Source organism: Pseudomonas sp. B2M1-30 (assembly GCF_025447575.1).
Taxonomy (GTDB): domain Bacteria; phylum Pseudomonadota; class Gammaproteobacteria; order Pseudomonadales; family Pseudomonadaceae; genus Aquipseudomonas; species Aquipseudomonas botevensis.
Map to the genome: position 1 here is coordinate 433,043 of NZ_JAOEJT010000001.1, position 20,271 is coordinate 453,313.

The window sequence follows — 20,271 nt, forward strand, 5'->3', positions numbered from 1 at the left end:
TCCCCATGCTCGCGCCAAAAGACTTCCTCGACGCCCTGAGCGGCACCGCCTCCCGCCTGTTCAGCGGCGACACGCCATTGCCCAAAGCCGAAATCGAAAGCCAGTTCAAGATGCTGCTGCAAAGTGCCTTCAGCAAACTGGATCTGGTGAGCCGTGAAGAATTCGATAGTCAGATGGTGGTGTTGGCCCGTACACGCGCACGGCTTGAGAGCCTTGAGGCGAAAGTGGCTGAACTGGAAGCGAAGCTGAGCCCGCCAGCCGAATAACACCTGGTTTCTTTGTGAATGCGGCCCCCTGTGGGAGCGTGCTTGCCCGCGAATGAAGGTCGGAACGACCTTCCGCCATTCAGGATTCGCCGCCGACTCTCAGCAGAATCCTACAGCTTGCAGCCCTGCCGTCCGATTGCGTCGTGAAGCCCTGATTCCTAAGCTCACCCAATGCTGAATGTTCAGCACTGGGTTTGGCGACCCGGGAAGCATGAGGCGCACGACAACCATGATGACGGCTGGATTTACCGCCACATAGAGTCATGGCGGTTGTGCGTGGGAGACCTCAGGGTCTGCCGGATTCCTTTTGCTCCGGTTCGCCAACCTGCGTACAACTGCCACCCAATTGTTTGGCGACGATTGGGGCGGTCCTATAGCAAAAGGAGCTGTTCAATGAATCACGATGAAAACTATCTGATACCCAACGTCTTCACCCGCCATAGACTCCCCGTCCACGCCCTCCTGATCCAGAACCAACCCTGGTTCTGCGCCCGCGACCTCGGCCGATTACTACGCATTCACCTCAATGATCGCCTCCTGCGCAGACTCGACCACGACCAACACCAGACCACCCGCACCCTCATCCATGGCGAAATCGAAAACACCCTGCTCATCAGCGAATCCGGTGTCTACGCCCTCCTCATCTACCACTACTGCCCCGAACACCGAGCGTTACGCGAATGGCTCACCCACGAAGTCGTTCCCACCTTGCGTGACGCCCAACACCCCACCGCTCCCGAACGCCCACAACTGAGCCTGCTCGACTGGCCGCAGATGTCATTGAGTTTGTTGCACTGGAATAACCAGCCGTGGATTCGGTTGCAGGATGTGCCGTTGATGGTGGTAGAACGGGAAGATCGAAAGCGCCCAGTGACGGAGGGTTGGTGGAAAAAGGCTTCGCGGATGCTTCAATCGCTATAAGCCCGCATGCCTGACCTGAGCCCTGCGCAAATAGTAAGTCGACTGAAGATTCAGCCAGAACTCAGGCGTAGTGTTGAGATGAATGGCAAGTCTGATTGCCAGATCGGCGCAGATCCTGATCTGGCACTTCACAAGCTTTTCAATTTCACTTTCGGGCCATTTCGTGGGCATGGCCAGATCCATGACAGTCATGCCCAACGGCTCCATGAATTCCTTATTCAGAACCTCTCCCGGATGAATCGGGCGCATACCATTGCGGTTCAATTTTCGCCTCCAGAGGCTGCAGGGGAAGGAAGTCGAGTAAAAAATCCTCAAGATGAAGTCTAGCGAGGCCCCTATAAAAACTTAGGGGGAAGCGCCTTGGCAACATCCAGTGAAGTTTTACCCCCGCACTGCTCCTTCAACATCCGCTCTCCCAACTATCCTTCAAAAACCCGCAGGAAGCGGCCCCCCGATTCAATTCAAGGAACGACCATGTCCCTCTCCATTGTCCACAGCCGCGCCCAGGTTGGCGTGGATGCCCCCGCCGTCACTGTCGAAGTCCATCTGGCCAATGGTCTGCCCTCGCTGACCATGGTCGGCCTGCCCGAGGCGGCGGTGAAGGAGAGCAAGGATCGGGTGCGCAGCGCGATCATCAATTCCGGGCTGCAGTTTCCCGCGCGGCGGATCACCTTGAATCTGGCGCCGGCGGATCTGCCCAAGGATGGCGGGCGGTTTGATCTGGCGATTGCGCTGGGGATTCTGTCGGCCAGTGTGCAGGTGCCATGTCTGACGCTGGATGAGGTGGAGTGCCTGGGTGAACTGGCGCTCTCCGGGGCGGTGCGGCCAGTACGCGGGGTATTGCCGGCGGCGCTGGCCGCGCGCAAGGCCGGGCGAACGCTGGTGGTGCCACGGGCGAATGCCGAGGAAGCCTGTCTGGCGTCGGGATTGAAAGTGATCGCGGTGGATCACCTGCTGCAAGCGGTGGCCCACTTCAACGGGCATACGCCGGTCGAACCTTATGTCTCGGACGGCTTGATCCATGCCGCCAAACCTTACCCCGATCTCAACGAAGTACAGGGTCAACTGGCGGCCAAACGCGCGCTGCTGATCGCAGCGGCGGGTGCGCATAACCTGCTGTTCAGCGGGCCACCGGGAACGGGCAAGACATTGCTCGCCAGTCGCTTGCCGGGGTTGTTGCCGCCGCTGGCCGAGAGCGAAGCGCTGGAGGTGGCGGCAATTCAATCCGTCGCCAGCGGCGCGCCTCTGACCCATTGGCCGCAGCGGCCCTTCCGGCAACCGCACCACTCGGCATCGGGGCCGGCGCTGGTCGGCGGCAGCGCGAAACCGCAACCCGGCGAAATCACCCCCGCCCACCATGGCGTGCTGTTCCTCGATGAGCTTCCGGAGTTTGATCGCAAGGTGCTGGAGGTTCTGCGCGAACCACTGGAGTCCGGGCATATCGTCATTTCCCGGGCCAAGGAGCGGGTGCGTTTTCCGGCAAGATTCCAACTGGTAGCCGCGATGAATCCCTGCCCCTGTGGATATCTTGGTGAGCCGACAGGGCGCTGCTCCTGCACGCCGGACATGGTGCAGCGCTACCGAAACAAACTGTCGGGACCACTGCTCGACCGGATCGATCTGCACCTGACGGTTGCACGGGAAACCACCGCATTGAATCCGACGGTCAAACCGGGAGAAGACAGCGCCAGCGCGGCAGCGCAAGTCGCCGAGGCCAGGGAACGCCAGCAGAAGCGTCAGGGTTGCGCCAACGCATTCCTCGACCTGCCGAAGCTGCGCAAGCATTGCAAGTTATCCACAGCCGATGAAGCCTGGCTGGAGTCAGCATGCGAGCGGCTGACCCTGTCGCTGCGTTCGGCGCATCGCTTGCTCAAGGTCGCCCGAACACTGGCCGATCTTGAACAAATCGATGCGATCACGCGTGAGCATCTGGCCGAGGCCCTGCAATATCGGCCGGCGACGCAATAAATCGCACGCAAACCTCATTTGCAGGCGCGCTCACGGAGTGAAAATAAACACCCCGCGCACTGATAGCCATTCGCCAATGTGTGATATAACGACGGCGCTCTGCGTTGAACATCAACATTTTAGTTACGGCTTGAATTTAAAGTCATCAATGGAAGCGGCACATCATGGACAAGATCTCTTCACCCGGCCGGGTTCAGCATAATTAATACATTCCAGCCTTCATAAACAACCAACCCAATACAGTTGGCCATGAAGACTTTATTAATACTGCGCCCGGATATCATAAATTCTGCATTTACCCGCGCGCTTATTGTTTAAACATTGTTTTGCCACAGCAAACACTGGAAGCACGCTCTTATAATGAAAAACGTTTATCTCATCAACAATGTAAAAAGCGGTGGCAAGACGTATCTCGAGTACCTGATCCCGGCACTCAACTCCCTGCGCAACACCTACAACTGCATCGTATTGCAAACAGACCAGACCGGCCTGAGCAGGCAGGAAGCTGAAGAAATACTGGATTACCCGGTCGAGCAGGTGAACGTAGAGGTATTCTCGAACCTGGCATCTGAAATCGTTATCTCCAACGATGCCTGGGTGGGCCGCCTCCTCGACGATTCCAACTTCGGCATTTTCATTACCCACGGCAACGTCGGGATGCCCACCAAGGACGAGTATTACTACTCCGAACTGACGTCCTATTGGGACGTGGTCATTGCGTCATCCCGATCGGGTTTTGATCTGCTCAAAACCGGCCTGCAGCGCTACAGAGTCGACAGAAAGAAGCTGAAATGCCTGATTGCCGACGGCATCGCATTGCGCTCGGACATGCGCAAGACGACTCCGGTCGCAACCCTGCCCGTCAAGATTCCAGGGTTCTTTGATGTTGCCCCCGCGTCGAACAAAACATCCGGTGACTATGTTGTCGGGCTCCTGCCGACACAATTGGGCATCTGCCCCGGCGGCGCATCCCTGTACGAAAACCTGCAAGTCGTGATCAACGCCGTGAAGTCGCAGGTTGCCCATGCGAAATTCATCCTGCGCCCTTACATGACCGACCTTGCGCATCCGACTCTTAAAGACTTGTGCAGTCAGCTTGCCGCTTACGACTGGATCACCCTCGACAAGCCCGGCACCAGCAGCACCGCGTTCTACCAGCAGTGCGACACGATCATTACCGATGCATCCACCGGCGGTGTTTCGTTCATGCTCAACTCGGGCAAGCTGCCCATCTATTACGTTCCGACCACCGAACAGAACAATCCCACGGTCGATATCTGGCTCCAGCAAATGAACAATTTGCTGCCCATTGCCAAGAACAGCGAAGAACTTAAAGAGTTGGCCCTAGGATTCAGTCTGTTGACCCCTGCAGACAGTTATTTCATCTACAAGAAGTTCTACGAAACGCAGTACAGCAACTTGCCGTTACCGCAGGATGTGTTTCACGACCTGATCGAAAACCAGCATGAATCGATGTATTGCCAGTCAACTATCGACTCCTTTGGCAATATCACCGAGCGGGACTGAAAACAGATAAAGCGTGTTGATCCTGAGCAAGGTTCAACACGCCATGACTCACACTGAACCAAGTCAGACCAATATGAAATGTGACCCCGGCGGACAGGTAATTTGGATCACCGGCCTTTCAGGAGCGGGCAAGTCGACCCTCGCTCGCGAACTCGTTGCCAGACTGCGAAGCCACGGCCAATCGGTCGTGATGCTGGATGGCGACGAATTGCGCGAGGTATTCGGCGCGGCGGCAGCCAGCTCACAAAACCATGGCCGCGAAGGCCGATTGGCACTGGCGATGCAATACGCCCACCTCTGCCGAATGATCGCGGCACAGGGGCAAACGGTGGTTATCGCGACCATTTCGCTGTTTCGTGAAGTCCACGAATGGAACCGCAGCCATCTCCCCGGCTACTTCGAAATTTATTTGAGGGTGCCGGTGGAAGAGTTGCGCCGCCGGGATCCCAAGGGAATCTACCGTCGATTCGATGCTGGCGAACTGCAGAACGTCGCCGGGCTCGACCTGCCCGTCGACGAGCCACAAGCGGCGGATTGCCGGGTTGAATTCGACGCCCACCGCTCCGCACAAGAACTTGCAGAACATTTAGTCAATACGCTGATTGAAAGGACTACCGCATGAAAACCGAATGGGATTACACCACCCTGGCCGATGCTTACTTGAAGCGTCCTGACTACGCCGACGCCGCCATCGACGCCATGCTTTCGATCGCTGGCGCCGAACAGGGCGACAAGTTCTGTGACGTCGGCGCCGGTGTCGCGCACCTGACGCTGATGCTGGCCGCCCGTGGCCTGGACGTGATCGCGGTCGAGCCTAACGACGCCATGCGCGCCAACGGCATCAAACGTACCGCCGACCTGGGCAACGTGAATTGGCACGAAGGCACCGGCGAAGTCACCGGGCAAGCCTCGCAAGCGTTCGACATGGTCACGTTCGGCAGTTCCTTCAACGTCTGCGACCGTCAGCAGGCGCTCAAGGAGACCGCGCGCATCCTCAAGCCACGCGGCTGGTTCGCCTGCATGTGGAACCACCGTCACCTGGACGACCCGATCCAGGCGCGGATCGAAGCCATCATCAAGGAGCGCGTAGCAGGTTACGGCTACGGCACCCGTCGTGAAGACCAGACGGCCGTGATCGACGCCAGCGAACTGTTCGGCCCGGTGGTGCATCTGGATGCGCGAGTCATTCATGAGCAGACGATTGCGGAGTGCCTGGAAGCCTGGCGTTCGCACGCGACCCTGGAGCGTCAGGCCGGGGCGAACTTCCATGAAGTGATCGACGCCATCGACGACTACCTGCAAAGCCTCGGCACGCCTTCGATCCAGATCCCGTATTCGACGAACATCTGGGTCGCGCAACTGAGATAACGTCCGATGGCCCTGCATTTCTCAACCAAGGCCGGCACGCTGTCGTCCCTGCAAGGGCGGCTCGCATCGGCCCGGATTGCTCCGCTGCTGGTGTTCACCGTGGCGGACTGGCAAGCGGATCGGCAAGCCTGTGCCGCACGCGTACAGGGGCAACTGCCCGCCGCGCCGTGGATCGTCCGCTCCAGTTGCGGACGCGAGGACAGTGCCCAGGCGTCCTTCGCGGGCGCTTTCCTGTCGATTGCGAATGTCGATGAGGCAGGGCTGGAAGCGGCCATTGAACAGGTCATCGCCAGCTATGGCGAGGTGTACCCGGCCGACGAAATCCTGATCCAGCCGATGCTGTGCAACGTGGTTCGCGCAGGCGTTGCCTTCTCCCATGACCCGAACACCTGTGCGCCGTATCGGGTGGTGAACTGGTCAGAAGGCAGCGACACGGCATCGGTCACCGGCGGCATGGGTGGCCGACTCTGGCAGCAGGCGGCCCATAGCAGGGTTCCGGCACCCGCAGCGCTGGAACCCGTGGTTGTCTTGCTCGAAGAGCTGCTGAGCTTGTTTGGCGCAGCGCCGGTCGACTGCGAGTTCGCGGTCACCCGCGAAGCCGAAGGCGAAACCTTGTGGCTGTTGCAGGCCCGCCCGCTGATTTTGCCTTTCGGCCCGGAGCCCGACGCAACCCAGCGTGCGCGCCTGGAAAACATCGAGCGCAAGGTGACTCGCGGCATGCGCCCGCACCCATTCCTGATCGGCCAGCGCACGGTCTATGGCGTGATGCCTGACTGGAACCCGGCGGAAATCATCGGCATTCGTCCCAAACCATTGGCGCTTTCGCTGTATCGGGATCTGGTGACCGACTCTATCTGGGCTTACCAGCGCCACAACTACGGCTACCGCAACCTGCGCAGCTTTCCGCTGATGCCGCACTTTTTCGGATTGCCGTATATCGATGTGCGCCTGTCGTTCAACTCTTTCATTCCGGCGGACCTCGATGAAGGGCTGGCCGGGCGGCTGGTCGATTACTACATCGATCGCTTGCTGGCCGAGCCGACCCTGCACGACAAGGTGGAGTTCGAGATCGTTTTCTCCTGCTACACCCTGGACCTGTCGCAACAGCTGGAGCGCTTGGCCAGCGCAGGCTTTTCCGAGCAGGAACTGGAGGCGATCAGCACCAGCCTGCGCAAGCTGACCAACCGGATCGTGCATCCAAAGGACGGGCTGTGGCGCAGCGATGCCAGCAAGCTCGATGTACTCAATGCCCGTCGCGAAGAGCTGCTGACGTCCGGCGCCGATCCCCTGGAGCGTATTTACTGGCTGCTGGAAGATGCGAAACGCTACGGCACCCTGCCCTTCGCCGGCCTCGCCCGCGCGGGTTTCGTGGCGGTACAGATGCTCAGATCCCTGGTGAGCGTGGGGGTGTTCTCGCAAGCGGACTACGATGCGTTCATGGCCGGAGTTTCCACGGTCAGCGGCCAGTTGGCACGCGACCGGGCGAGCCTCGACAAGGCGGCATTCCTGGCGCGCTACGGGCATTTGCGGCCGGGCACCTACGACATCCTGTCACCTCGTTACGATGAGGCGCCGCAGCTTTACTTCGACTGGGATCAACGCCCTGCCGCGCCGGAACCTCTTCGGCCGTTTTCGCTGACGCTGCCGCAAATGCGCGAGATCGTGAAATTGCTGGAGGCCCATGGCCTGGAGCCGGACCCGGTGGGTTTGCTGGATTTCCTGCAAAACGGCATCGAACTTCGGGAACTGGCCAAGTTTCATTTCACCCGCAACCTCTCCGATGCCCTGGCGTTGATCGCCCAGGTAGGCGCCGAGCACGGCATCGGCCGCGAAGACCTGGCCTACTGCGACATCAGCGCCTTTACCGAGCTGCAGGTGGCGGCGGCGGATCCGAAAGAGGTGCTGTTGCGCAGCATCGAGCAAGGCAAGGCGCGTTACGCCGAGACCCTCAAGGTGTCCCTGCCGCCGGTGATTACCCGGCCCGAGGATATCTGGAGCTTCGAGTGGCCGGAGACCGCGCCGAACTTCATCACCCAGAAACGCGTCACCGCCCCCGTGGTGCAATGCGATGACCGGGAAAAACTCGCCGGGGCCATTGTCTGCATTCCCAATGCGGACCCAGGCTTCGACTGGCTGTTCGCCTACCCGATCGCCGGGTTGATTACCGCCTGGGGCGGCGCCAACTCGCACATGGCGATCCGTGCGGGTGAACTCGGCCTGCCGGCGGTCATCGGCGCGGGCGAAGTGCTCTACCGACGCTGGTCGACAGCGGACTTCCTGCATCTGGATTGTCCGGGGCGCCGAGTGGAGATGATGGCATGAAGGTGATCGCGGTCAGCCAGCGCGTGGATCTGCACCCGGATCGCGGCGAACGCCGCGATGCACTGGACCAGCGCCTGGTCAGGTTTCTGTTGGCGGCCGGGTTCATGCCGGTGCCGGTGCCCAACGAGCCTCGGCTGCCCCTCGAGCAATGGCTCACGGCGGTAGCGCCTCAGGCCCTGGTGCTTTCCGGGGGCAACGACATCGGTCAGTGCCCGGCCCGCGACGTCACCGAAGCCGGGCTGCTGGAGCATGCCTGCGCTCAAGCGTTGCCTGTTCTCGGTATCTGCCGGGGCATGCAGATGCTGGCGCACTGGTCAGGTGGCGGGCTGAAACCGGTAGCCGGCCATGTGCGAACCCGTCATCAACTGTCCGGGCAAATCGAAGCAGAAGTGAACAGCTATCACAGCCTCGCTCTGGATGGCTGCCCCCAGGACTTTGAAGTGCTGGCGCGTAGCGAGGACGGGGAAATCGAAGCGATCCGGCATCTGCACCGGTCCTGGCAAGGCTGGATGTGGCACCCCGAGCGCGAGGCCGAATTTGCGGCGCACGACATTCAGCGAATACAGCGACTGTTCAACGAGCCTCGCTCGAAAAACCATGGGATAGAAGTGAAGTGAAAGCCATTATTCTGGCTGCCGGACGTGGCAGTCGCATGAAAAGCCTCACGGATGAGCGCCCCAAGTGCCTGGTCGAGCTGCGCGGCAAACCGCTGCTGGAGTGGCAACTGGAATCGCTGCGCGCAGCGGGTATCCACGACATCGCGGTGGTAACCGGCTACAAGCGCGAACGGCTGGCGGATCGTGGTCTGAGCGAGTTTCATAACCCGCGCTGGGCAGACACCAACATGGTTTCGTCACTGGCTTGCGCCGAGGCCTGGCTACAGGACCAACCGTGCATCGTCAGCTATTCGGATATTTTCTACAGCCCGACGGCCGTTCAGTCGCTGATGAACAGCACGGCCACGCTGGCCGTTACCTACGATCCGGATTGGCTGCAATTGTGGACTGACCGTTTCGGCGACCCCTTGCTGGATGCCGAGACATTCCGCCTGACCGACGCCAACACCCTGGTCGAGATCGGCAACAAGCCGCAGTCGGCGGAGGACGTTCAGGGTCAATACATGGGGCTTTTGCGTTTCACGCCCGAGGGCTGGGCGGAAGTCGTCCGGTTGCGTGCGCAACTGACCCCGGCGCAGCGCGACAGCATGCACATGACCAACACCCTGCAACGGGTCATCGATGCCGGTCGAGTGCCGATCGAAGCTGTTGCCTACGCGGGAGAATGGGGCGAGGTCGACTCCAGTGACGACCTCTCCCTCTATCAGTAAGCCACGCCGCCTCAGCGGAAGCGGTCAACCTCGGAGCGCAGATCCGCCGCCAGCTTCTCCAGCTCTTTGGCGGTGACCGCGAGGTTCGACACAACCTCGCGCTGCTCGCTGTTGGCCAGCGCAATGCTTTGCAGGTTGCTGCTGAGCAAGGTCGCGGTGCTGCTCTGCTCCTGAGTCGCGGTGGTGATCGCCGCGAACTGCTGACCCGCCGAACGGCTCTGCTCGTCGATACGCGCCAGCGCCGACGCCACGTTGGCGTTGCGCGACAGGCCTTCCTGCATCAGCACGTTGCCCTGTTCCATGGTGCTGATGGCGTTGCCGGTTTCCTGCTGGATGCTGTGGATCATGCCGGAGATTTCGTCGGTCGCCTGACGCGTGCGCGACGCCAGACTACGCACTTCATCCGCCACCACGGCAAAACCACGGCCCTGCTCACCGGCGCGTGCGGCTTCAATCGCGGCGTTGAGCGCCAGCAGGTTGGTCTGCTCGGCGATCGAGGTGATCACGCCGACGATGCCACCGATTTCCTGGGAGCGCTGACCAAGGGTGTTGATCACCGTGGCCGTGCTGTTCAGGGCAGCAGCGATTTGTTCCAGCGACGACGACGCTTCGTCCATCGAGGTGCGGCCGATCTGGGTTTGCTGAGCGTTTTCCTGAGCCAGACGCTCGGTGTTGCCCATGTTGTCGGCGATGTTCAGCGACGTGGCGCTGAACTCTTCGACGGCGCCGGCCATGCTGGTGATTTCGCCGGACTGCTGCTCCATGCCTTCGTAAGCGCCACCGGACAGACCGGACAGCGCCTGGGCACGGCGATTGACCTCTTCCGAAGAGCGGCGAATGTGCTCGACCATGGTCGACAGCGCCTGGCTCATCTGGTTGAAGGCGCGGGCCAACTGCCCGATTTCATCGTTGCTCGACACATTCAGACGCACGCTCAGGTCACCGGCGCCCAAGGCTTCGGCCTGACGCACGAGATCGCTCAACGGGGCCAGTTTGCTGCGCAGCAGCCACACAACCGAACCCACCGCCAGCAACATCGCCAGCAGACTGCCGATCGCCAGTTGCGTGCCGACACTCCAGGTCACCTCGCGGATTTCGGCTTTCGGCATGCTCGCCACCACCGACCACGGCCCGCCTTCGAACGGCACGGCAACGCTGTAGAAGTCTTCGGACTTGTCGCTCCAGAACGAACCCTTGCCCGGCGTCTTCGCCAGACCGCCAATCACCGTCGCGGCCTGATCCAGCACCTGGACACCAGCCGGCGGCACCATCCATTTGTTCTGCTCGTCGAGCAATGCCAGAGAACCGGTCTTGCCGATACGGAAGCGCTGCAAGTTATCGAGCTGCGCTTTCTGTGCATCGGTGTAGTCGAACCCTACGTACAACACCGCGATCACTCGGCCGCTGCCATCGCGCACCGGGGTGTACTGCGACATGTAGAGACGCTCGAACAGCAGCGCCCGGCCGACATAGCTCTGTCCCGCCATCAGCCGTGCATAAGCCGGGTTGGCATGATCGAGCAACGTGCCGATGGCGCGGCTGCCATCCTGCTTGCTGACGTTGGTGCTGACCCGAATGAACTCGTCGCCGCTGCGTACGAAGATCGTCGCCACACCGGCCGTCATCTGCTTGAACTCATCAACTTCCTTGAAGTTGTTGTTCAGCACTTCGCTGCCACGGTGCAGGCCCGGCGTCTGAGTGCCGGCCACGGTCACCGGCTCATCCGGATGCACGCTCAGGCCGCTGCCGAAGCGTTTCTCGAACAGCCCGCTCAGGCGCAGGGTGCTCTCGCGCAGGGTGCCGTGGAAAGTGCTCAACTGGTCGGCGAGCAGACGCGCTTCGCTGGCGAGGTGCTCTTCACGAGTGGCGAGGTTGGCGTTGTCCAGCGAACGCAGGGCGAACACCGTACTGCCGCTGATGACAATCGCCAGAATCACAGCGAGCGCGAGGCCCAGCTGTGAGGCGATGCGGGCGCGAGGTTGAGACATGAACAGCTCCTGGCCGAGCGGCGGACCCTCCTTGATCGCGGCACTTGCTCGGAAATTTTCTAATAGTGGGGGTGAATCGCGGAGACCGGCACGACGGTTCCACTTGCACATAGTCGGCGGTAAAAGCGAATACTTGAGTCGCCAGCAGGGTGATGCGATGGCCGTAATTATGCGGGCTCGAACGTTTCAGCCCAGGCGCGCAACCACTGGCAGCGCCATGGCGCGGACTTCGCCCTGGAGGAAGTCGCTGAGGCGGCGCAAACGTTCACCTCCGGGGCGGGTTTTCGGCCACACCAGGTAATAATTCAGACCGCTGGCGACGGCGGTCGGCCACGGCAGGCTCAATCGTCCCTGCGCCACATCCTCGGCCACCATGAGCAAATCGCCCATCGACACGCCGTAACCGCGCGCCGCCGCGATCATCCCCAGCTCCAGGGTATCGAACACCTGCCCGCCCTTGAGCGACACCTGATCGGACAAGCCCATGTGCTCCAGCCAACTGCGCCAGTCGCGGCGATCCGGGGTCGGGTGCAGCAACTCGGCGGCCGCCAGCCGCGCCACGTCCCAGGGTTGATCGTTGAGCAGATTCGGCGCCCCCACCGGAATCAGCTCTTCGGGGAACAACAGGCTGGCCTCCCAGTCGGGCGGGAAATGGCCGTCGCTGAGCAACACGGCGCAATCGAACGGCTCATCGTTGAAGTCCACCGAGTCCACGTCCATCCAGGCGCTGGTCAGTTGCACCTCGTTGCCCGGTTGTAGGTGACGGAAGCGACTGAGTCGCGCCAGCAGCCAGCGCATGGTCAGGGTCGACGGGGCTTTCATGCGCAGGATGTCATCTTCGGCGCGCAAGGTATTGCAGGCCCGCTCAAGGGCACCGAAGCCCTCGCGGATGCCCGGCAACAGCAGACGCGCCGATTCGGTGAGTTGCAGGTTGCGCCCGCTGCGGTGGAACAGCCGACAGGCGAAATGATCTTCCAGGGTACGAATGTGCCGACTGACTGCGCTCTGGGTGATCGACAACTCTTCGGCGGCGCGGGTGAACGAACTGTGCCGCGCCGCCGCTTCGAATGCGCGCAGGGCATACAGGGGAGGAAGGCGGCGGGACATGGGCAAAGCTCCGATGGCGGGGTGCAGCCAACTTAACAGAATCCGCCAAGGATGAGTTTTAATCATGCCACCCATCCTTTTTATCCCTTTGTGCGAAGCCGGATGAACGCCGAGAATCGACGGTCTCTTGTTCCCTCTTTTTTGTGGGTGATGACCATGCAGCAACCTGTGCGTACCGAACTCTGGGCCATCCTGCGGCTGGCGGGGCCGCTGATCGCCTCGCAGTTGGCGCACATGCTGATGGTGCTGACCGACACCCTGATGATGGCGCGCCTGAGCCCCGAAGCGCTGGCGGGCGGCGGTCTGGGCGCGGCAACCTACTCGTTCGTGTCGATTTTCTGCATCGGTGTGATCGCGGCGGTCGGCACACTGGTGGCAATTCGTCACGGTGCCGGCGACATCCTCGGCGCCGCGCGCCTGACCCAGGCCGGCCTGTGGCTGGCCTGGCTGATGGCATTGGTCGCCGGGCTGCTGCTATGGAACCTCAAACCGGTGTTGCTACTGTTCGGCCAGACCGAAACCAACGTCAACGCCGCCGGACAGTTTCTGATCGCCCTGCCGTTCGCCCTGCCCGGCTATCTGAGCTTCATGGCCCTGCGCGGTTTCACCAGCGCCATCGGCCGGGCGACACCGGTGATGGTCATCAGCCTGGCCGGCACCGTGGCCAACTTTCTGCTCAATTACGCGCTGATCACCGGCCTGTTCGGCCTGCCGAAACTGGGCCTGACCGGCATCGGTCTGGTCACGGCCATTGTCGCCAACTGCATGGCTCTGGCGCTGGCCTGGCACATTCGCCGGCATCCGGCTTACGACGCCTATCCGTTGCGCCAGGGGCTGTCCCGGCCAAACCGGCAGTATCTGAAAGAGCTATGGCGCCTAGGTCTGCCGATCGGCGGCACCTACGCGGTGGAAGTCGGGCTGTTCGCCTTCGCGGCGCTGTGCATGGGCACCATGGGCAGCACGCAATTGGCGGCACACCAGATCGCCCTGCAAATCGTCTCGGTGGCGTTCATGGTGCCGGCAGGCCTGTCGTATGCGATCACCATGCGCATCGGTCAACACTACGGCGCCGGCCAACTGGGCGACGCACGAATGTCCGGGCGAGTCGGCATCGCGTTCGGCGCGACGGTGATGCTGTGTTTTGCGATGGTGTTCTGGCTGCTGCCGAATCAGTTGATCGGTCTGTTCCTCGATCACCACGACCCGGCGTTTGCCGAGGTCATTCGGCTGGCGGTGAGCCTGTTGGCGGTGGCCGCGTGGTTCGAGCTGTTCGACGGAGTGCAGACGATCGCCATGGGCTGCATCCGTGGACTCAAGGATGCCAAGACCACGTTTCTGGTCGGCCTCGGTTGCTACTGGCTGATCGGCGCGCCGGCGGCATGGCTGATGGCGTTCCATCTGCACTGGGGGCCGACCGGGGTCTGGTGGGGGCTGGCGCTGGGCCTGGCCTGTGCGGCGGTGAGCCTGACACTGGCGTTCGAGTGGAAGATGAAGCGGATGATTCGGCTGGAGCCGCAATCGCAGGGCTTCAACATCGCGCAGGCTGAATAAGATGACCGTTGGAAGCGGGCTTGCCCGCTCCCAACGGATTGTTCGTTACAGGGACCGGCTCAGCTCACGATTTCCAGCGCTGGCTGCTGACTGGAGCCAAACGTCAGATACTCCACCAGTTCCGCCAGCGGCAACGGCTTGCTGATCAGATAACCCTGCACCTGATCGCAGCCAAATCCGCGCAGCAGTTCCAGTTGCTCCGGGGTTTCCACCCCTTCGGCGACCACTTCCAGGTGCAGGTTGTGCGCGAGGTTGATCATCGCATGCACCAGTTTGCGGTTCTCTTCGCGTTGCTCCATGCCGCCGACGAAGCTTTTGTCGATCTTCAGCAGGGTGATCGGCAGGCTGTTGAGGTGGACGAACGACGAGAACCCGGTGCCGAAATCATCCAGCGAGAAGCGCACGCCGAGGCGGCCGAGGGCGTCCATGGTCTGTTTGACCAGATCGCTGCGGCGCATCACGGCGGTTTCGGTGAGTTCGAACTCCAGCCATTGCGCCTCGACGCCGCGCTCGGCGATCAGACGGCTGAGGGTCGGCAGCAACTGGCTGTCCTGGAACTGGCGGAACGACAGGTTGATCGCCATGTGCAGCGCCGGCAGGCCGCGTTCGCGCAACGCCTGCATGTCGCGCAAGGCCCGGGAAATCACCCAGTAGCCCAGCGGCACGATCAACCCGCTCTGCTCCGCCAGCGGCACGAACTCACTGGGCGGCAGCAGGCCACGCTCGGCATGGCGCCAGCGCACCAGGGCTTCGAGGCCGACAATCTGCCCGTCCTCAAGATTCAGCCGGGGCTGGTAATGCAGCTCCAGCTCATCGCGGCGCAAGGCCCGGCGCAGCTCGCTTTCGAGATCGGCCATGCTCCGCGCGTTGCGGTTGATCCGTTCGTTGAAGATATGAAAGGTGCAGCCCTGAGTGCTCTTGGCCTGCTGCATGGCGATGTGCGCGTGCCACATCAGCGGATCGGCGCCACCCTGGGCGCGGGCATGGGCAATACCGAGGCTGGAGCCGATCAACAGGCTTTCGCCGTCGACCCAGTAAGGCTCGGCCAGCGCTTCGGTTATGCGCTCGGCCATCCACTCGGCCCGTTGCGGGGCGCGGCGGGTGTCGATCAGCAGGGCGAATTCGTCGCTGCCCAGGCGTGCCAACTGGTCGCCGGCCTCCAGCTGGCTTTTCAGCCGCGAGACCACTTGCAGGATCAGCCGGTCACCGGCCTGGTGGCCGAGGGCGTCGTTGGCGTGGCGGAAGTTATCGAGGTCGAGATGACCGAGGGCCAGGCCGCGACCGTCGTTTTCGGCCAGCCGCGCCGTGAGCAAGGTCTGAAAACCCTGACGGTTGGCAATGCCGGTCAGCGGGTCCTGCTCGGCCAGGCGTTGCAGGGTGTTTTCCAGTACACCGCGCTCCCGCACATGGCGCAGGCAGCGGCGCAGCATGCCGCTGTCGAGTACGTCGCGCACCAGCCAGTCGCTGACGCCATCGGGCGGAGTCGCCGGCTCCTGTTCCAGGAGCAGCACGGTCGGCAGGCTGCAACGGCCGGGCGCCGGTTGCAGGGCCGGAACGGTCAACAGCACCGCGTTGCGGTTGTCTTCGAACAGAGTGCTGACCGATTCCCAGCTCGGCGCGCTGATCAGCACCGCCGTGCTCCCCATGGGAGCCAGACACTCGCGCAACAACGCTGTCCACGCTGGCTCTTCGGCCAGTAGCAGCAAACGCAAGGGTTCGACAGGCGTAGACAAGCTAGCTCCCTAGACTCTGCAATGATGTGGGCGGCGGGCATTATGCCGTTGTGCAGACCAATGACCAAATGACAACAGTTATCAAAACCTGTGATTTTTTGTCATGAAAGAGAACATTAGCCGCAAAATCACCGCGCATCCTGCGTGAAAGTAACAAAACCGGCAAATTTGAATCGCGTGATGCGTCACAAGTCGGAGAGAGCAGCACAAATCGCTGAGCCTGTTAAAATGCCGGCCCATTTCGTCATCGACTCCCGAATTTTCGTATGTCCCGACTCAATCCCCGGCAGCAAGAAGCCGTGAACTACGTCGGCGGCCCTCTATTGGTGCTCGCCGGTGCTGGCTCCGGCAAGACCAGCGTGATCACGCGCAAAATCGCGCACCTGATCCAGAACTGCGGCATCCGCGCCCAGTACATCGTCGCCATGACCTTCACCAACAAGGCCGCGCGCGAGATGAAGGAGCGGGTCGGCACCCTGCTGCGCGCCGGCGAAGGTCGCGGCCTGACAGTCTGCACGTTCCACAACCTGGGCCTGAACATCATCCGCAAGGAACATGAACGGCTGGGCTACAAGCCCGGTTTCTCGATTTTCGACGAAACCGACGTCAAGTCCCTGATGACGGACATCATGCAGAAGGAATACGCGGGCGACGACGGCGTCGACGAGATCAAGAACATGATCGGCGCCTGGAAAAACGACCTGATCCTGCCGGCCGTGGCCCTGGAAAACGCCCGCAATCCCAAGGAGCAGACCGCCGCCATCGTCTACACCCACTACCAGCGCACGCTCAAGGCGTTCAACGCGGTGGACTTCGACGACCTGATCCTGCTGCCGGTGAAACTCTTCGAGGAACACGCCGACATCCTCGAAAAGTGGCAGAACAAGGTGCGTTACCTGCTGGTCGACGAATACCAGGACACCAACGCCAGCCAGTACCTGCTGGTGAAAATGCTCATCGGCAAGCGCAACCAGTTCACCGTGGTGGGCGACGACGACCAGTCGATCTATGCCTGGCGCGGCGCGCGGCCGGAAAACCTGATGCTGCTCAAAGAGGACTACCCGTCCCTGAAAGTGGTGATGCTCGAGCAGAACTATCGCTCCACCAGCCGTATCCTGCGCTGCGCCAACGTGCTGATTTCGAACAACCCCCACGAATTCGAAAAGCAGTTGTGGAGTGAAATGGGCCACGGCGACGAGATCCGCGTGATCCGCTGCCGCAACGAGGACGCCGAAGCCGAGCGCGTGGCCATGGAAATCCTCAGCCTGCACTTGCGCACCGACCGCCCGTACAGCGATTTCGCGATCCTCTATCGCGGCAACTACCAGGCCAAACTGATCGAGCTGAAATTGCAGCACCACCAGGTGCCGTACCGCCTGAGTGGCGGCAACAGTTTCTTCGGGCGCCAGGAAGTGAAGGACCTGATGGCCTACTTCCGCCTGATCGTGAACCCGGACGACGACAACGCCTTCCTGCGGGTGATCAACGTGCCGCGCCGGGAAATCGGCTCCACGACCCTGGAAAAACTCGGCAACTACGCCACCGAACGCAAGATCTCGATGTACGCCGCCACCGACGAAATCGGCCTGGGCGAACATCTGGACAGCCGCTTCACCGATCGCCTGTCGCGTTTCAAGCGCTTCATGGACAAAGTGCGCGAGCAGTGCGCCGGTGAAGACCCGATCTCGGCGTTGCGCAGCATGGTCATGGACATCGACTACGAGAACTGGCTGCGCACCAACAGTTCCAGCGACAAGGCGGCGGACTACCGGATGAGCAACGTCTGGTTCCTGATCGAAGCCTTGAAGAACACTCTGGAAAAGGACGAAGACGGCGAAATGACCGTCGAGGATGCCATCGGCAAACTGGTCCTGCGCGACATGCTGGAACGCCAGCAGGAAGAAGAGGACGGCGCCGAAGGCGTACAGATGATGACCCTGCATGCGTCCAAGGGCCTGGAATTCCCTTACGTGTTCATCATGGGCATGGAAGAGGAAATCCTTCCGCACCGTTCCAGCATCGAAGCCGACACCATCGAAGAAGAACGCCGCCTGGCCTACGTGGGCATCACCCGCGCCCGCCAGACCCTGGCGTTCACCTTCGCCGCCAAGCGCAAGCAGTACGGCGAGATCATCGACTGCGCGCCAAGCCGCTTCCTCGATGAGCTGCCGCCGGACGATCTGGCCTGGGAAGGCAACGACGACACACCGACCGAAGTCAAAGCCGTGCGCGGCAACAACGCATTGGCCGATATACGCGCGATGTTAAAGCGCTAGAATTGACCACTTTTTACTAGACCTTCGGCGCACATGGCGCCAGTAGAGGAACGCTTCATGGAAGCACTGCACAAGAAAATCCGCGAAGAAGGCATCGTGCTTTCCGATCAGGTCCTGAAAGTCGACGCCTTTCTGAACCACCAGATCGATCCGGCCCTGATGAAGCTGATCGGCGACGAATTCGCCACGCTGTTCAAGGATTCGGGCATCACCAAGATCGTCACCATCGAAGCCTCGGGCATCGCTCCGGCGATCATGACCGGCCTGAACCTCGGCGTACCGGTGATCTTTGCCCGCAAGCACCAGTCCCTGACCCTGACCGAAAACCTGCTGTCGGCGACCGTCTACTCGTTCACCAAGCAGACCGAAAGCACCGTGGCCATCTCCCCGCGTCACCTGACCAGCAGCGACCGCGTGCTGATCATCGATGACTTCCTGGCCAACGGCAAAGCGTCCCAGGCGCTGATCTCGATCATCAAACAGGCCGGCGCCACCGTCGCCGGCCTGGGCATCGTGATCGAGAAGTCGTTCCAGGGCGGCCGCGCCGAGCTGGACTCGCAGGGCTACCGCGTCGAATCGCTGGCGCGCGTGAAGTCCCTGAAGGATGGCGTCGTTACTTTCATCGAGTAACTGCAAAACCCGTGGGGGCGGGCTTGCTCCGCTCCCACACCGAACCTGGTTCCGGCCTCAAACCTTCGGCAGATCCATTCTGTACCCTGCCCCCGGTGCGCCCTCGTGCATCGCGACCTGAATGTCTGCATACAAGGCATTCGCCTCGCCTGTAGTGATTGATCGCGAACAATCACGCAGCACTACATGTAAAAGCACATTCTCCTGGCCCGGCAGCAACCCAAGACGCTCAATCGCTTGCCCGGGTAAGTCCGAGTATTGCCAACGTCCCTTGATCTGCATCTCTTCGATCCAGTCAGAACACTCCCCTGCCGCCAACAACATCTTTTCGGTCAATACCTCCTCACTCAGACCTGGCGTTACCGCCAATGAAATATCGCGAGCAATCGACGGCAGACGAGAGACCGCTGTCCATGGATTCAGATCATGCATTTGCGCCTGTACGCGCAGATTCTGATCGCGCAGCAAGCGAATGTCGGGAATGCCTTTGCGTAACATCGTCAGGCGATCCAGCCCCATCCCGAGCGCCAGACCACCATGGCGCAGCGGGTCAATCTTCAAGCGTTCAAGCAGCGACATCGCAATACGACCGCACTCCAGCACCTCAACCGGCGCAGCGTCGTTCAACACATTCACCTCAATCCCACCCTCTGTGTAGTGATGTGGACTCTCGCTGTAGACCCAAGACTTTTCGGGAACCGCTGATTCGAGAATATCGCCAACCAGACGCAACAAGTTTTCATGCGATGCCAGTTCCGGATCACCCAACACCCAGACATCCATCTGATGCGGTTCCGCACAATGCCATCGGTCCCGACTGTCGCGTCTGAACGTAATTCCCGGTGCGGCCAGCAAGACAGTCTGCCCCGGTTGCCGGACCTGGGCAGCCAGTTGAAGCGCCACCGGAATACGGCTGGTGGTCTGCGTCCGCAACAGCGAATACTCATCGACCCAACGTGTATGCGCGCTGCCGAGTGTGATCTCCGCCGGGTCATAGCCGAGTAATCCGTAGTTTTCTTCAGAAGACACGATCCTCGGCCCCGTCTGTAACTGCGCCTGGGGCCAGCCCTTCTCGGCAAGTCCTTGAAGGATTTCATTCATTAGTAACCGGACGGCATGATCGGGGTGATTTTTTTCGGTCAGATCAGTCAGTAGCAAGGCCTGTTGGACAGATGCATCTGTCAGATACTTCTTTGATATATGCACTAAGCGCCCCTCAATTAATGGTTTATATAGCGTTACAAAAATAGCAGCCCCATAAATACACCTTAACTACAGAAAACCAGC

17 protein-coding genes are annotated in these 20,271 nt (G+C 61.0%); 12 read left to right on the forward strand and 5 right to left on the reverse strand.

Features of this window, described 5'->3' with window-relative positions:
- Nucleotides 1-5 precede the first annotated feature (5 nt).
- On the forward strand, nt 6-266 hold the full coding sequence (locus N8H74_RS02005) for an accessory factor UbiK family protein (RefSeq protein ID WP_217829262.1): 261 nt from the start codon (nt 6-8) through the stop codon (nt 264-266).
- Nucleotides 267-659: 393 nt separating this feature from the next.
- A complete protein-coding gene (locus tag N8H74_RS02010; protein ID WP_262146010.1) occupies nt 660-1,187 on the forward strand; it encodes a Bro-N domain-containing protein in 528 nt (175 codons plus the stop codon).
- On the opposite strand, the gene N8H74_RS02015 is transcribed toward N8H74_RS02010, so the two are convergent.
- Nucleotides 1,182-1,451 (reverse strand): HigA family addiction module antitoxin, encoded by a 270-nt coding sequence (locus tag N8H74_RS02015; RefSeq protein ID WP_217829260.1) that lies wholly within the window; start codon nt 1,449-1,451, stop codon nt 1,182-1,184. The two genes, N8H74_RS02010 and N8H74_RS02015, sit on opposite strands and share 6 nt — an antisense overlap.
- A gap of 210 nt (nt 1,452-1,661) precedes the next feature.
- Here N8H74_RS02015 and N8H74_RS02020 point away from each other — a divergent pair, with 210 nt between their 5' ends.
- The 7 genes from N8H74_RS02020 (at nt 1,662) to N8H74_RS02050 (ending at nt 9,699) form a co-directional block, all read left to right on the forward strand.
- Nucleotides 1,662-3,155, forward strand: coding sequence for a YifB family Mg chelatase-like AAA ATPase (locus tag N8H74_RS02020; RefSeq protein ID WP_262146011.1), 1,494 nt, complete (start codon nt 1,662-1,664; stop codon nt 3,153-3,155).
- 360 nt (nt 3,156-3,515) lie between these two features.
- The gene (locus N8H74_RS02025) at nt 3,516-4,682 is read left to right on the forward strand and encodes a hypothetical protein (protein WP_262146012.1); all 1,167 of its coding nucleotides are present in this window, start codon (nt 3,516-3,518) and stop codon (nt 4,680-4,682) included.
- Nucleotides 4,683-4,725: 43 nt separating this feature from the next.
- The gene (locus N8H74_RS02030) at nt 4,726-5,304 is read left to right on the forward strand and encodes an adenylyl-sulfate kinase (RefSeq protein WP_225929804.1); all 579 of its coding nucleotides are present in this window, start codon (nt 4,726-4,728) and stop codon (nt 5,302-5,304) included.
- Nucleotides 5,301-6,050 (forward strand): methyltransferase domain-containing protein, encoded by a 750-nt coding sequence (locus tag N8H74_RS02035; RefSeq protein ID WP_217829256.1) that lies wholly within the window; start codon nt 5,301-5,303, stop codon nt 6,048-6,050. The genes N8H74_RS02030 and N8H74_RS02035 overlap by 4 nt, the downstream gene beginning before the upstream one ends.
- Before the next feature lie 6 nt (nt 6,051-6,056).
- Nucleotides 6,057-8,372: a PEP-utilizing enzyme gene (locus tag N8H74_RS02040; protein ID WP_262146015.1), complete on the forward strand. Its 2,316-nt coding sequence runs from the start codon at nt 6,057-6,059 to the stop codon at nt 8,370-8,372.
- The gene (locus N8H74_RS02045) at nt 8,369-8,989 is read left to right on the forward strand and encodes a gamma-glutamyl-gamma-aminobutyrate hydrolase family protein (protein ID WP_262146016.1); all 621 of its coding nucleotides are present in this window, start codon (nt 8,369-8,371) and stop codon (nt 8,987-8,989) included. The genes N8H74_RS02040 and N8H74_RS02045 overlap by 4 nt, the downstream gene beginning before the upstream one ends.
- Nucleotides 8,986-9,699, forward strand: a complete 714-nt coding sequence (locus N8H74_RS02050; protein WP_262146017.1) for a phosphocholine cytidylyltransferase family protein — start codon at nt 8,986-8,988, stop codon at nt 9,697-9,699. Before N8H74_RS02045 ends, N8H74_RS02050 begins: the two co-directional genes overlap by 4 nt.
- An 11-nt stretch (nt 9,700-9,710) precedes the next feature.
- Here N8H74_RS02050 and N8H74_RS02055 read toward each other — a convergent pair whose 3' ends face one another.
- Together N8H74_RS02055 and N8H74_RS02060 are read right to left on the reverse strand one after the other, a co-directional pair.
- Entirely contained in the window at nt 9,711-11,687 is a 1,977-nt protein-coding gene (locus tag N8H74_RS02055) for a methyl-accepting chemotaxis protein (protein ID WP_217829252.1), read from the reverse strand.
- A gap of 186 nt (nt 11,688-11,873) precedes the next feature.
- On the reverse strand, nt 11,874-12,794 hold the full coding sequence (locus tag N8H74_RS02060; RefSeq protein ID WP_217829251.1) for a LysR substrate-binding domain-containing protein: 921 nt from the start codon (nt 12,792-12,794) through the stop codon (nt 11,874-11,876).
- Between the two features lie 156 nt (nt 12,795-12,950).
- Between N8H74_RS02060 and N8H74_RS02065 the strand changes: the two genes are divergently transcribed.
- A complete protein-coding gene (locus N8H74_RS02065; RefSeq protein ID WP_217829250.1) occupies nt 12,951-14,345 on the forward strand; it encodes a NorM family multidrug efflux MATE transporter in 1,395 nt (464 codons plus the stop codon).
- A gap of 59 nt (nt 14,346-14,404) precedes the next feature.
- Here the strand turns inward: N8H74_RS02065 and N8H74_RS02070 are convergent, their stop codons facing one another.
- Complete coding sequence (locus N8H74_RS02070; RefSeq protein WP_262146018.1) at nt 14,405-16,078, reverse strand: bifunctional diguanylate cyclase/phosphodiesterase; 1,674 nt, start codon at nt 16,076-16,078, stop codon at nt 14,405-14,407.
- A gap of 266 nt (nt 16,079-16,344) precedes the next feature.
- Between N8H74_RS02070 and rep the strand changes: the two genes are divergently transcribed.
- Both rep and N8H74_RS02080 read left to right on the forward strand, forming a co-directional pair.
- Nucleotides 16,345-18,354 (forward strand): DNA helicase Rep, encoded by a 2,010-nt coding sequence (gene rep / locus N8H74_RS02075; protein ID WP_217829248.1) that lies wholly within the window; start codon nt 16,345-16,347, stop codon nt 18,352-18,354.
- A gap of 57 nt (nt 18,355-18,411) precedes the next feature.
- Nucleotides 18,412-18,984, forward strand: a complete 573-nt coding sequence (locus tag N8H74_RS02080; RefSeq protein ID WP_217829247.1) for a xanthine phosphoribosyltransferase — start codon at nt 18,412-18,414, stop codon at nt 18,982-18,984.
- A 57-nt stretch (nt 18,985-19,041) separates the two neighbouring features.
- Here N8H74_RS02080 and N8H74_RS02085 read toward each other — a convergent pair whose 3' ends face one another.
- Complete coding sequence (locus tag N8H74_RS02085) at nt 19,042-20,190, reverse strand: hypothetical protein (RefSeq protein WP_217829246.1); 1,149 nt, start codon at nt 20,188-20,190, stop codon at nt 19,042-19,044.
- Between the last annotated feature and the right edge of the window lie 81 nt (nt 20,191-20,271).